The organism is Thalassotalea profundi (genome assembly GCF_014653195.1).
GTDB lineage: Bacteria > Pseudomonadota > Gammaproteobacteria > Enterobacterales > Alteromonadaceae > Thalassotalea_B > Thalassotalea_B profundi.
The window spans coordinates 1-13,000 of record NZ_BNAH01000001.1 but is presented as its reverse complement, the minus strand read 5'-3'; the positions used below and the strand labels follow the sequence as shown (position 1 = coordinate 13,000).

Below are 13,000 nucleotides of genomic sequence, written 5' to 3'. Positions count from 1 at the left end.
GAATATTTTTAACCTTATGTAACCAGCTGACCATCAGACATTATCCATTGTTGCTGAGCTTTTTTTGCATATTCCATGTCATGGGTAATTAAGCAAATAGTATTGCCGTCATTATTTAAACGGCCGAGTAATTCAAACACTTGCTGGCTATTACTCGAGTCTAAATTACCTGTAGGTTCGTCGGCCAATATTAATGAAGGTTCATTTACTAGCGCCCTCGCAATAGCGATACGTTGTTGTTGACCACCCGACAGTTGCTCAGGTAACCGTTTTCCATAATCTTCCATATTGACATATGCTAATGCTTTATAAACTTTTTCTTTATAGTCGCCACGTTTAATTAATGGGTTATAAGTTAAAGGCAACGCAACATTGTCATAAACAGTTAATTGGCTTAACAAATTAAAATTTTGAAAGATAAACCCTATTTCATTATTTTTTAATAACGATAATGAGTTATTGGTTAGCTTTGTTGTATTAGTCCCTAATATTTGATAACTGCCTGTGGTAGGTTTATTTAATAAGCCTAAAATTGACAACAAGGTGCTTTTCCCACTACCCGAAGTGCCTACAATAGCAATATAGTCGCCTTTATTTACCTCAAAGCTTACTCCTTTCAGTGTATCATTTTCTGCTTTCGGGTAACGAAAAGATAAATTATTTACTGTAATTAATTTAGCGTTCATAAATTTGATAGCTCTTCTTTATCATAATGTGTGCCTATAGAGAAACTATCGGGGACCAGCAATAGTTTTTTTCCTTTAAAATTATCTGACTGGATATACAAATTATCTTCATCCACTGAATAACCAACTGAGAGTTTGGTAATTGAACTATCATTCTCTACAACATATAAAGCCCATTCAGCATGTTGTTCAAACTGTAAAGGCTTTCTAATAAAAAAGCGTTCGTCTACTTTTTCTGTCTGTATGATTGCTTCAATTGACTGGTCTACCCTCACCCAATTAGGTGGCGTATTTATAAAGGACAAATACACACTAACAGCCCCTTGTCGAATAACACTATCAATGTGTTCAACTTGAGCTTCAAATTTTCCGTTAGGTGTTAGTATTTCAGCTTGTTGATAAAGCGCGATATTTGCAGATGAGTATTGAGGAATTTGAATTTCAGCTTGTAACTTAGTGTTGTCGATTATTTCAAATAAATTTTGACCTTGAGCAACCATTTGCCCAACATGAATATTAACCTCTTTAATGATACCTGAACTATCCGCCCGCACGGTTAAGCTGTTCTTGCGTTCTTGAATAAATGCCAATTGCTCCATTGCCGCTGTAATTTTAGTGTTTAAGGCATTTTGTTGTTGCAAGAGGTTTTTGTTAAACCATGTTAGCTGCCGTTCACTTGATTCAACGTCAAGGGTCATTTGTTCGTATGCCATTTTAGATTGTTCAAATTTTATTTTTGAAACAATGCCTTTTTTAATTAGTTTGTTGTAAGCATCTAATTCTAACTTTTGCTTCTTTTTAAAGTTTTTTCTTTGGTTTAAATCAGCTTCTAGTTGATTTTGTTTAATTTGCAAATCACTTTTTTTAAGAGCAACTTCTGAACGTAAATTCACTAAAGCATACTTACTTTCTTGCAGTTGCTGCTCTAGCTCATAATTGTTGATTTTTGTTAATACTTGCCCTTTAGTAACCAATTGACCAGGTCTGATGGTTAAACTTACAATATTTCCTTTCGATGGCGCAGGTATAATAGTTTTACTACTAGGTACTATTGCGCCTATCCCTTTAATTTTTAGTGGTTTATAATGCGATTCAACCAACATTAATTGGCTATATTGCGTTGGAATCTCATCATTTTTAATAACAATTACATACACTAAAATGCTAATAATAAAGCTTAACGCGGTAATAATTGAGGCTTTAACTAGAAATGAAAATTCAGTCTTCTCTTGTATATATTGTTGCACTTACATTTTCCTGTTTATTAACTAATTAACTTTAAATATTGTTATGTAATATATAGCAATAACTTAACGTTAATTTCCTCCCTTAGGCTTGTCAATTACAATTGGTGGTAACTCTGGAAGTGTTGGGCCTGGAACACAAACTTCTACAGTAATACAATTACCTTCATGACATGATGTGGTTGTACTACATATTTCATTTGCATAAACCAAGCTAGCCGTTGTTGCTAAAGTAATGCATAGTATTATTTTTTTGAAATGTTTTGAAATGTTTTGAAATGTTTTGAAATGTTTTGAAATGTTTTCATAATTTTCCTTATTATTTAAGATACAATCCAATGTAAATGCATTATTACATTACACAATACTTCAAGTTGGTGTCAACCAAATAAGAAATTTACTAATGCGTTTTATTGATAACTAAAACTTGGCAACAAACAAACCAGTCGGTATGATAGTTAAGTAAGAAAGATAGTTAACGAAGAGGTAACCGTGGTAAAAGTCTCTGAACACACCCGCCAAAAAATTTTAGAAATAAGTGCTGACGAAATACGCAAGCACGGCTTTACGGCCACTAGCCTTTCTGTCATTTTAAAGCGTTGTGATATTTCTAAAGGTGCTTTATATCATCACTTTACCAATAAGCTTGAGCTGGGTTATGCCGTATTTGAAGAGATTTATACCCCTGAATTTCTTGCGATGTGGCAACCTGCAGTATCCGGTAACGATCCTATTGAAAGCTTAGTCGACTTTTTTCAGTCAATGCTAACCAATTTGAGCTGTGAAGATATTGTATGTGGCTGCCCGTTAAATAACCTTTGTCAGGAAATGTCTGGGATAGATGAAGGTTTTCGTTTACGTATATTAAATATGCAACAACAATTAAATAGCTTAATCGCAACCAATTTGGTTCGTGTGTCATCTCAATTACGTGATGATATTAATTTTCAACAAGTCGCCTATTTTATTATTTCATGCTTTTATGGTGCTTCAAACCTTAGTAAAGGCTCTAAAAACAAAGACTTATTTTCACAAGTTATTAATGAACTGTGTGCATATATCTACCATTTGCGCAAGCAATAGGCATACCTGTCAAAAATAGATCTATGAAATAACAAATAATCATTTACAAACCGCTTGGTCGGTATGTAGAATACACACATTAAAAATATTCACGTAAGCTTTATTTAGGATTAGAAATGAAAAACTTCTTTATCGCGCTAGCTTTTTCAACTGTTTTTCTCCCACTAGCTCATGCAGTTGAGCTAGTATCACCATATCAAGTTGTTGAAACTACAGGAGATAAGCTATTTACTCGGATTAGTTCTCAGCAAAATGAGCTAAGTAAATTTCCTGAATTAATGCGTGAAATTGTTGATGAAGAATTAATGCCAGTAATTGATTATAGGTATGCCGCTTATAAAATTTTAGGGGCTAACTTACGAAAAATTTCAGATGAACAACGTAATAAATTTGTTGATTCAATGCGTAGTTATTTAGTAAGAACTTATGCAACTGCTCTAAACCAATATAAAAACCAGAAAGTTAACTATGAGCCCATACAAGATACAGGTTCAAAGAAAATTGTATCAGTTGGCGCAACTATTATTGAAACCAACAAGCCTGAAATTCACATGGTATTTATGATGCGCCATGATCAAAAGGCACAAGAGTGGAAAGCTTTTGACTTAATAGTGGAAGGGATTTCATTACTTTCAAGTAAACAAGCTGAATTAAATAGCCGTATTGCAAAGTACGGTATTGACCAAGTAACGTTAGAACTTTCTTCAGTAACAAAATAAAGTTATTAAAATGCTCGCGCTATTGCCTGTAGTAAAATATAGGCTTCTTATAAAAGTTAAAAAGGTAATACATATTACCTTTTTTAACTTTTTACCTTTCAACGGTAGTAGCTTATACGCCCGCTAATAATAGCTTAGAGTTAGTAATCAGAATACACTTCCAATTCATCTATTTCTATGTATGAATTACCATAATTAGAATTAACTCTAATTCTTAAATATTTCAGCTCAATTATAGAATCAAGGTTAGCTCTTTGATCAATCGCTTTGGAAAGAACATAACTTCCATTATCGGTGAAATCTACACCATCTATTGAGGTTAATACTGTTATACTTCTTGGGCTTCGACCTAATCCCACTGATTTTTCATTGACCATGATACGAAAACCAGTAACATTTACAACATCATCAAATCTGACTTGTAGCCAATACTCTTTTTCAGTATCTTGAGCATCTTTTTCAACAACCCAAATTCCTCTATTAATTAACGAACCAAGGTTTTTATCAATTTGTTGTTGCCATATATAACCATCAAAAGCGGCAGCAGCTATATCGCCCCCAGAATGATCACTAGCACTATAGTTACTTTCAGTAAGATTATTATTATAGATTAAAGCAATATTTCCATATTGACCATGTCGAGTTAAGTAGTCACCTATCCCGCCTGAAGTTGAATCTGTACCGTCGCCTTTTAATAAAGCTAAATATTCAATCGAACATCGTGAATTGCTATTAGGTAGGTAGCCAATTCGAATAGTCTCTTGAGTACGGCGTACCAAATTAAGAATTTCAAGCCAATTCTTAGAGTATGGCTGTCCTTGCTCAAAATATAACGACCACTCTGAGCTATTGTTTAAATCACATTCAAGCTCGTTGGCTTCTTCATGAACAACTCCTACCTTAATACTCTCAGATTTTCCTATATAAAGGTTGGAAACTTTGCCAGTGTATTCTGCAACAGATTGCTCTGTTGCATAGATAGCACATGACATAAATATAGCGATACTAGATAATTTTTTTAACATAAATCCTACCATGGAAGAAGTACAATGTATTGACTGAAGTGCAAAAGTTATACCTAAACACCAACTCAACAAAAAAAACACCAACAAAAACATAACCACTTGATAAATAAAAATAATTAACTTTAACTCCACATAAAAATCGGTGTTGTTTTTTTGACAAGAGTTTTTTTAGTTAAGTATTAAAGAAGTTATATCGAGTTGAAAAAGAATTTTTCTTTGAATATTAAAAAATATCGACGAGTAGCACTAAATACTTCGATATAAACATAGTAGAATATGCTTATTAACAATATATCAATTCAGGCCCATGCAATGGAAATCAAAGTAAACTATCTAGAAAATCTCAAACTTGAAGCTAAGTTTGATGATTTTACGGTGCTCGCAGATCAACCTATTCGTTACAAAGGTGATGGTTCAGCACCAGGTCCATTCGATTACTTTTTAGCATCGTCAGCACTTTGCGCCGCTTATTTTGTTAAGGTTTACTGTAATTCTCGCGATATTCCTACTGAGAATATTCGACTATCACAGAATAACATTGTTGATCCTGAAGACCGTTATAATCAAATTTTTCAAATACAAGTTGAGTTGCCTGAAAGTATTTCAGAAAAAGATCGTTTAGGCATAAGACGTTCGATTGACCGTTGTACGGTGAAAAAAGTCGTACAAACAGGCCCCGAGTTTAAAGTTGAATTAGTTGATAGCCTTGAACAAGACGCTCAAGCAATGTTAATGACAACAACTGAGAACTCACAAAGCACCTATATTTTAGGGAAAGATCTTCCCCTTGAGCAAACCATTGCCAACATGACTCAGTTACTTGCTGATCTAGGTATGAAAATTGAGATTTCATCTTGGCGTAATATTGTGCCTAATGTGTGGTCTTTGCATATTCGTGATGCTGCCTCACCAATGTGTTTTACTAATGGTAAAGGTGCAACCAAAGAAAGCGCATTATGCTCGGCACTTGGTGAGTTTATTGAACGTTTGAACTGTAACTTTTTTTATAATGACCAGTTTTTAGGGCAAGATATCGCCAATAGTGACTTTGTACACTATCCCAATGAAAAATGGTTCAAACTAGAAGATGACGACGCCCTACCCGCAGATATTTTAGATGAATACTGTCGTGAAATTTATGATCCTGAGGGAGAATTACAAGGCTCTCATTTAATTGATACCAATTCAGGAAATAAAGAGCGTGGTATTTGCTCTATTCCTTACGTTCGTCATTCAGATGGTAAAACTGTTTACTTTCCATCTAATCTTATCGAAAACTTATTTTTAAGTAACGGTATGAGCGCCGGTAATAATTTCAATGAAGCTAAAGTCCAATGTTTATCCGAAATTTTTGAGCGCGCTGTAAAAAGGCAAATTATTGAAAAAGAAATTGTATTACCTGATGTTCCATCAGCCATACTTGAGCAATACCCCAACATTTTAGCTGGTATTAAAGGCTTAGAAGACCAAGGATTTCCTGTTGTTGTTAAAGATGCATCGTTAGGCGGGCAATTCCCTGTAATGTGTGTGACCCTAATGAACCCAAAAACAGGTGGTGTATTTGCGTCTTTTGGTGCCCACCCTAGTTTTGAAGTAGCACTTGAGCGCAGTTTAACTGAGTTACTTCAAGGTAGAAGCTTTGAAGGCTTAAACGATGTGCCTAAACCAACGTTTAATAGTATGGCCGTTGCAGAGCCTGAAAACTTTGTTGAACATTTTATTGATTCAACCGGTGTAATTTCATGGCGCTTCTTTAGTGAGAAACATGATTATGAATTCTGTGAATGGGATTTTTCAGGGACAAATGAACAAGAATGTGACAAGTTATTTGCCATTTTAAAGGACTTGGGTAAAGAAGCTTATATTGCTGAGTTTTCAGATCTGGGAATAGCATGTCGAATATTAGTGCCTGATTTTTCAGAAGTGTACCCTGTTGAAGATCTGATTTGGGATAACACCAACAAAGCCCTTAATTTCCGCGAAGATATTTTAAATATTCATTCGCTTTCAGAAGAACAATTAGTGGGCTTATTCGAGCGTTTAGAAGACAGTCAATTAGATAACTATATTGATATACGCACACTGATCGGTATTGAATTCGATGAAAATACCGTCTGGGGTCAATTAACCATTCTTGAATTAAAAATTCTGATCTGCTTAGCCTTAGGCGCGCTAGAAGATGCAATTGAATTAGTCGGCGAATTTCTTCAGTACAACGATAATACAGTTGAACGCGGCTTATTTTATCAAGCCATACACGCAGTACTTGAAGTTACCTTAAGTGAAGATATGGCAATTGAAGACTTTATACATAACTTTAACCGTATGTTTGGTAAACAGACTATGGAAAATGTCGTTGGCTCAGTCACTGGTGAAGTTAGATTCTTTGGTTTAACTCAAACTAATATGGCACTTGAAGGGCTAGATAAACATTTAAGACTGATCGATAGTTATAAAAAACTTCATCAAGCACGCGCTAATAAAATCAGCAATTAACTGTTTAAATTAATAACGTACCAAGGCCAATGTTTAGCAATAAATATTGGCCTTTTTTGTTGCTGATACTTAGAGAGCAACGATTAAATTTACTCACTTATAATTATCAAAAACAGCTATAAAAAACTTCATTATCATATTAATTGTATCGTTTTAACATGAAAACAATCATTACAACACTAATTTATTGTATACAATAAATTAAAACAACTTTCATTGAACCCCTTTAAAATCAACAGCTATAGAGTACTTTAATTATATAACTGTTGAACTTTTACTCTAAACCTGTCATCATATTAATTAGAAGTCTAACTATTAGAGGTGAAAGTTTGTTTGCATCAAATGTAAAGTCAATACAAATTTATATAATAAGCACAGTCAAATCTATTCAAAATAAAAAAGCAGGAAAATAATGAACTATACATATTTAACATTAACGCTTTATTTTGCGCTAATGCTTGGAATAGGTCTTTATGCCGCAAAAAAATCAACATCAAGTCTTTCTGGATACATGCTAGGTGGTCGTAAAGTTAGTCCTCATGTAACGGCACTTTCTGCTGGCGCATCAGACATGAGTGGTTGGATGTTAATGGGATTACCTGGTGCAATGTTTATTTCTGGCTTCGATACTTTATGGGTCGCTGTTGGCTTAGTATTCGGGGCATGGGCTAATTACAAACTCGTTGCACCAAGACTTCGCGTATACACGGAAGTGGCCAATGATGCTTTAACATTACCTGACTTTTTCGCGCAACGTTTTGATAAGAATGATGGCACAATCAAATTAGTGTCGGCTGTCGTCATTATTATATTTTTTACACTTTATACCTCTGCGGGTTTAGTTGGTGGCGGTAAATTATTTGAATCAGCCTTTGGTGTTGATTACCAAATTGGCGTAATGGTTACTATGCTAGTGGTTGTTGCTTATACCTTATTAGGTGGTTTTCTCGCGGTGAGTCTCACTGACTTTGTCCAAGGCGTAATTATGTTTATCGCTCTTGTCATGGTACCTATCGTTGCATTTAATCATTTTGATAGTTCAGAATCTATGCTGGCTTTTACGATGGAAAAAATACCTTCAATTAGTGAAAGTTACGCAGAGCTCACTATTTTAGCTATCTGCTCTAGTTTAGCATGGGGGCTCGGTTATTTTGGGCAACCACATATCATAGTGCGATTTATGGCAATAGATTCAGTTAAAAATATTAAGGTCGCAAGACGTATAGGTATGAGCTGGATGACTGTTACCATTATTGGCGCGCTTGCAACGGGTTTAACGGGTGTCGCTTATGTAAATAAGTTTAATGTGAAGCTAAGTGATCCTGAAACGATATTTATTTTCTTTTCAAATGTATTGTTCCATCCGCTTATTAGTGGCTTTTTACTTGCTGCAATTTTAGCTGCCGTAATGAGTACAATTTCGTCGCAGCTACTCGTATCATCAAGTTCACTCACCGAAGATATTTACCGTACATTTAGTAAAAAGACATTATCACAACAACGTTTAGTTAACGTGGGGCGAATATGTGTGTTTGTTGTTGCATTAATCTCAGCGATGATCGCCATGAATCCATCAAGTAGTATATTGAATATCGTCAGTAATGCTTGGGCAGGGTTTGGTGCCGCATTTGGTCCATTAATTTTATTTAGCTTGTTATGGGAGCGTGTCACCTACAAAGGTGCTATCGCTGGGATTATTAGTGGCGCCGTGACTGTATTATTGTGGATTTATTTACCTGTACTGGCTGACGGCTCGACATTAAGTAGTGTTGTTTATGAAATATTACCCGGCTTTATTATCAGCTCTATTACTATTTGGGGCGTAAGCTTGTGGGATACATCACCATCGAAAAGTATTACTGATACTTTTAAAGCAATGAATCATCAATTAATACAAAGATCATCTTAATCTAAACCTTAATTAGTAAAGAGAAATCATGAATTTAAAGACACATAAACGCATAGTTATTAAAATTGGTAGCGCCTTAATAGCACCAGGAAATAAAGGCTGTAGTACAAAGTATTTGCGTAATATTGCCTACTTTATTCAACGTTGTCGCCAACAAGGTCAGCAAGTCATATTAGTTTCTTCTGGTTCTGTTGCAGCAGGTCGCCAATGGTTTAATAGTGAAAAATCACCTTCAAAGGCGATGAAAAAAGCAATGGCAGCAACTGGCCAAAACGATATGATGGCAACATGGTCTAAGTTGCTTGATATGCCATTAGCACAAATATTATTAACCCATGCCGACTTATGTAATCGCGAACGTTATGTAAGCATAAAAGAAACAATCGAAGAGTTACTCGCTCACGATGTGCTGCCTGTTATTAATGAAAATGACACAGTGACCTCAGAAGAATTAAAAGTTGGCGACAACGACAATTTAGCCGCTATGGCTGCCGCCTCTATCGATGCTGACATGTTGATTATGTGTACAGACGTTGATGGTTTATTTGATAAAAACCCACATAGCCATGCTGACGCTAAATTATTAGAAAAAGTCTCTGATATTACGCCTGCTATTTATGCAATGGCTGGAGGAGCCGTAAGCTCAATGGGTACGGGTGGTATGCAAACAAAAATTGAAGCCGCAGAAAAGTCAACTGCACATGGTATAGATACTCTGATTATTAATGGTTTTAAAGTTGAATCATTCAACCAATTATTAGCAGGGAATAACCCCGGCACTCACTTCTTATCAAACCCTGAACCAATGAGCCCTGCAGTGCATTGGAGAACACATACGGTTCGAGAACGTGGTGAGGTGATTATTGATGATGAAGAATATGCATTCACAGGCGATGAAGAGATCTTAACCAGTGATAACATATTAGAAGTTAAAGGTGAGTTTTCAGTGGGCGACACTATATTAGTGACAACTGAAGATGGTACTAAAATAGCGAAAGCCAAAACAAATTTTAGTAGCTGTTTGCTCAATTATATTGCTCAAGAGCAAGATGATAAATGGAGTAACAAACAAGTTTTACCTCAAAATAATTCAATTATTTCAAAAGAAAATATAGCTGTTTTAGGAGACGCATGAGTTTAATTACGGAAATATCTAAACAAGCAGCACAAGCTGCTAGAACATTGATAAACTTAACGGAAGATAGAAAAAATCAAATATTATTAGCAATGGCGAGTGCATTAAGAAATAACAGCGCCAATATTCTCGAGGCTAATAAAAATGACATGGCGCAAGCCAAAGAAAATAATTTACCTTCAGCGATGCTTGACCGTTTATTACTAACTCAAGATCGTATTGATGATATGGCTGAAGGCATAGAAGTTATCGCGAGCTTACCTGATCCTGTGGGTAAATTACGTGAAATTGGCGAGCAAGCCAACGGCTTAAAAATTAGTAAAATGCGTATGCCGCTTGGCGTTGTATGTATGATTTATGAAGCAAGACCTAATGTTACCGCTGATGCTGGAGCCCTATGTTTTAAATCAGGTAATGCCATTATTTTACGAGGTGGAAAAGAAGCGCTCTATTCAAGTAAAGCAATTGCGAGTGTTTTACAAAAGATTCTCAAAGATAATGACCTACCAGAAGCACTTATCAGTGTAATTCCTAATGCTGATCGTAGTTTATTAATGGATTTAATGGAGCAACGAAAATATATTGATGTCATTATTCCTCGTGGCGGAGAAGGCTTAATAAACTTTGTAACTGATAATAGTAAAATACCTGTAATTCAACATTTTAAAGGCGTTTGCCATTTATATGTCGATAAATATGCTGACTTTGACAAAGCAATAAAGATACTACTCAATGGTAAAACGCAGAGAACCGGCGTATGTAATGCTTTAGAGGGATTAGTTGTACACAAAGATGTTATTAACGACTTTTTACCTCTAGCTGCTAAAGCTCTTGCTCCACACAACGTTAAAATAAATGCCTGTTCTAGAAGTTTATCTTATTTTGAAGACGCTCATTTACTTGCAGATAACGAGTTTGGTCAGGAATATTTAGATCTAGAAATTGCTGTTAAAGTAGTGGATAGCATGGAACAAGCATTTGATCATATTCATCAATTTGGTAGTAATCATACCGAAGTTATCTGTACTGAAAACACTGAACGTGCACAATTATTCCAGCGCTGTGTTGATGCTTCTGTGGTTATGGTAAATGCTTCTTCACGTTTTTCAGATGGTAGCCAACTTGGTTTAGGCGCTGAAATTGGTATTGCGACCACTAAATTACATGCTTATGGACCTATGGGATTAGAATCATTAACCACAGAAAAGTTTTTAGTTTCAGGCGATGGTCACGTGCGAAGCTAATTTGCAAACAATAATCTTTCTTAAGTTATTTAAAAGGGTAATAACATGAATTTGTTATTACCCTTTTTTAAATATATTAATAAGACAACTGTTGGCGACAATTGCAGTTATCAAGCAATATACACCCTATTTCTCCCCTGCTTTTTCGCTTGATATAAAGCATTATCAGCACGTATAAAAAGCTCATCAAAGCTTTCGTCTTCTATTCTTTTCGATACTAAACCTATACTAAGCTTTATATCAACATATTCTTTATTTTGTGCATTCATTAAAAATGTATTTTCAGTAATGGATATTCGCTGCGCGACTTTTTTGGCTTCTTCCAAAGTGCTTTCAGGTAGAATAACGGCAAACTCCTCACCACCAACCCTAGCAAGAATATCTTCTTGACGAATACTTAAAAGGATATTTTTACTTATTTCAATCAACACTTTATCACCAACAGGATGGCCATATTTATCGTTTATATTTTTGAAGAAATCAATATCAATAGAGATAACCCCCATGTTTAATCCGTGACGTTTAGCTCGACTAAACTCTTTTTCAGCATGATTAAAAAAGTATCTACGGTTATATAAACCCGTTAGTGCATCAGTATTAGCTTGTTTTTTAAATTCCTCTTTAAGCTGATACAATTCGGTTACATCAGTTGAAAAACCAATTAATACTTGTGAGTTTTCATCAAGTTGATATGGCATTTTAGTACTAAGATAATGCTGAATTTTCCCGTCATCATCATGCGCAATTTCTTCAAACACTTGTTTTTCATTCGTTTCAAAAACTTGCTTATCTGATTTCCAAAAGTGATCTGCTAATTCATGACCAATAACGTCGGCATCAAGCTTTCCAATAATTTTTTCAACTGGCTTACCAAACATTTTTGCTGTTTTATCATTAACATAGCGAAAATGTCGCTGTTCATCTTTCATATAAATGTATGCATCAACATTATTAAGGACTGCATCTAACAATTTATTTTGTTCTTTTACTAAGTTTTCTAATTTCTTTTGTTTAGTGATATCTGTCGAAATACCGCACATTCCAACAATTTTCCCATCATCACTTACTAAGCTTTTCTTAACAGTATGGAATGTCGTTAGTTCACCAGTAGATTTAATAAAGTTTTCTTCTTCTGAAGAAATTAATGTGTTTTCGTTTAATATTTTTTGGTCATTGATCTTTAGCTGCTCAGATATATCCAAATCAAAGAAGTGACTATCATCCTTACCTATTATGTCTTCTGTAGGCACTCCAAATACTTCAACGACCGCATTATTTACAAAGGTATAACAACCATCTACATTTTTAGTGAATATATAGCTACCTAAGCTATTTAATAATTCTTCAAGTGTTTTTACTTTAAGTAATAGTTCTTCTGTAGTGGTATAACGAATTTGGCCACTTAATTAGAGGCTGATATGATCGCCTCATAGATAATTTAGGTGACAAAATGACAAGA

Annotated in this window: 10 protein-coding genes; 6 read left to right on the top strand and 4 right to left on the bottom strand. The window is 34.9% G+C overall.

All coding sequences use genetic code 11. The features are described 5' to 3' along the window. Nucleotides 1-14: 14 nt before the first annotated feature. Both IE155_RS00050 and IE155_RS00045 read right to left on the bottom strand, forming a co-directional pair. Nucleotides 15-686, bottom strand: coding sequence for an ABC transporter ATP-binding protein (locus IE155_RS00050; RefSeq protein ID WP_189376055.1), 672 nt, complete (start codon nt 684-686; stop codon nt 15-17). Beyond that, nucleotides 683-1,933, bottom strand: coding sequence for an HlyD family secretion protein (locus IE155_RS00045; RefSeq protein ID WP_189376054.1), 1,251 nt, complete (start codon nt 1,931-1,933; stop codon nt 683-685). Before IE155_RS00045 ends, IE155_RS00050 begins: the two co-directional genes overlap by 4 nt. A 489-nt stretch (nt 1,934-2,422) precedes the next feature. Between IE155_RS00045 and IE155_RS00040 the strand changes: the two genes are divergently transcribed. Together IE155_RS00040 and IE155_RS00035 are read left to right on the top strand one after the other, a co-directional pair. Further along, the gene (locus IE155_RS00040) at nt 2,423-3,013 is read left to right on the top strand and encodes a TetR/AcrR family transcriptional regulator (protein WP_189376053.1); all 591 of its coding nucleotides are present in this window, start codon (nt 2,423-2,425) and stop codon (nt 3,011-3,013) included. A gap of 116 nt (nt 3,014-3,129) precedes the next feature. Then, nucleotides 3,130-3,732 (top strand): MlaC/ttg2D family ABC transporter substrate-binding protein, encoded by a 603-nt coding sequence (locus tag IE155_RS00035; protein WP_189376052.1) that lies wholly within the window; start codon nt 3,130-3,132, stop codon nt 3,730-3,732. Nucleotides 3,733-3,872: 140 nt separating this feature from the next. On the opposite strand, the gene IE155_RS00030 is transcribed toward IE155_RS00035, so the two are convergent. Beyond that, nucleotides 3,873-4,757 carry a discoidin domain-containing protein gene (locus IE155_RS00030; RefSeq protein ID WP_189376051.1) on the bottom strand — a complete coding sequence of 295 codons (885 nt, stop codon included), beginning with the start codon at nt 4,755-4,757 and terminating at the stop codon, nt 3,873-3,875. A 312-nt stretch (nt 4,758-5,069) separates the two neighbouring features. Between IE155_RS00030 and IE155_RS00025 the strand changes: the two genes are divergently transcribed. The 4 genes from IE155_RS00025 (at nt 5,070) to IE155_RS00010 (ending at nt 11,541) form a co-directional block, all read left to right on the top strand. Further along, entirely contained in the window at nt 5,070-7,253 is a 2,184-nt protein-coding gene (locus tag IE155_RS00025) for an OsmC domain/YcaO domain-containing protein (RefSeq protein ID WP_189376050.1), read from the top strand. A gap of 412 nt (nt 7,254-7,665) precedes the next feature. Further along, nucleotides 7,666-9,162 (top strand): sodium/proline symporter PutP, encoded by a 1,497-nt coding sequence (gene putP / locus IE155_RS00020; RefSeq protein ID WP_189376049.1) that lies wholly within the window; start codon nt 7,666-7,668, stop codon nt 9,160-9,162. 28 nt (nt 9,163-9,190) lie between these two features. Continuing rightward, nucleotides 9,191-10,297 (top strand): glutamate 5-kinase, encoded by a 1,107-nt coding sequence (gene proB, locus IE155_RS00015; protein WP_189376048.1) that lies wholly within the window; start codon nt 9,191-9,193, stop codon nt 10,295-10,297. After that, nucleotides 10,294-11,541 carry a glutamate-5-semialdehyde dehydrogenase gene (locus IE155_RS00010; RefSeq protein WP_189376047.1) on the top strand — a complete coding sequence of 416 codons (1,248 nt, stop codon included), beginning with the start codon at nt 10,294-10,296 and terminating at the stop codon, nt 11,539-11,541. Before proB ends, IE155_RS00010 begins: the two co-directional genes overlap by 4 nt. Before the next feature lie 110 nt (nt 11,542-11,651). Here the strand turns inward: IE155_RS00010 and IE155_RS00005 are convergent, their stop codons facing one another. After that, a complete protein-coding gene (locus IE155_RS00005) occupies nt 11,652-12,935 on the bottom strand; it encodes a sensor domain-containing diguanylate cyclase (protein ID WP_189376424.1) in 1,284 nt (427 codons plus the stop codon). Nucleotides 12,936-13,000: the final 65 nt, after the last annotated feature.

Bases quoted from the DNA above. Each gene is read 5' to 3' on its own strand.
- IE155_RS00050 (WP_189376055.1), bottom strand. From the start codon at position 686: ATGAACGCTAAATTAATTACAGTAAATAATTTATCTTTTCGTTACCCG.
- IE155_RS00035 (WP_189376052.1), top strand. From the start codon at position 3,130: ATGAAAAACTTCTTTATCGCGCTAGCTTTTTCAACTGTTTTTCTCCCA.
- IE155_RS00030 (WP_189376051.1), bottom strand. From the start codon at position 4,757: ATGTTAAAAAAATTATCTAGTATCGCTATATTTATGTCATGTGCTATC.
- IE155_RS00025 (WP_189376050.1), top strand. From the start codon at position 5,070: ATGGAAATCAAAGTAAACTATCTAGAAAATCTCAAACTTGAAGCTAAG.
- putP (WP_189376049.1), top strand. From the start codon at position 7,666: ATGAACTATACATATTTAACATTAACGCTTTATTTTGCGCTAATGCTT.
- proB (WP_189376048.1), top strand. From the start codon at position 9,191: ATGAATTTAAAGACACATAAACGCATAGTTATTAAAATTGGTAGCGCC.
- IE155_RS00010 (WP_189376047.1), top strand. From the start codon at position 10,294: ATGAGTTTAATTACGGAAATATCTAAACAAGCAGCACAAGCTGCTAGA.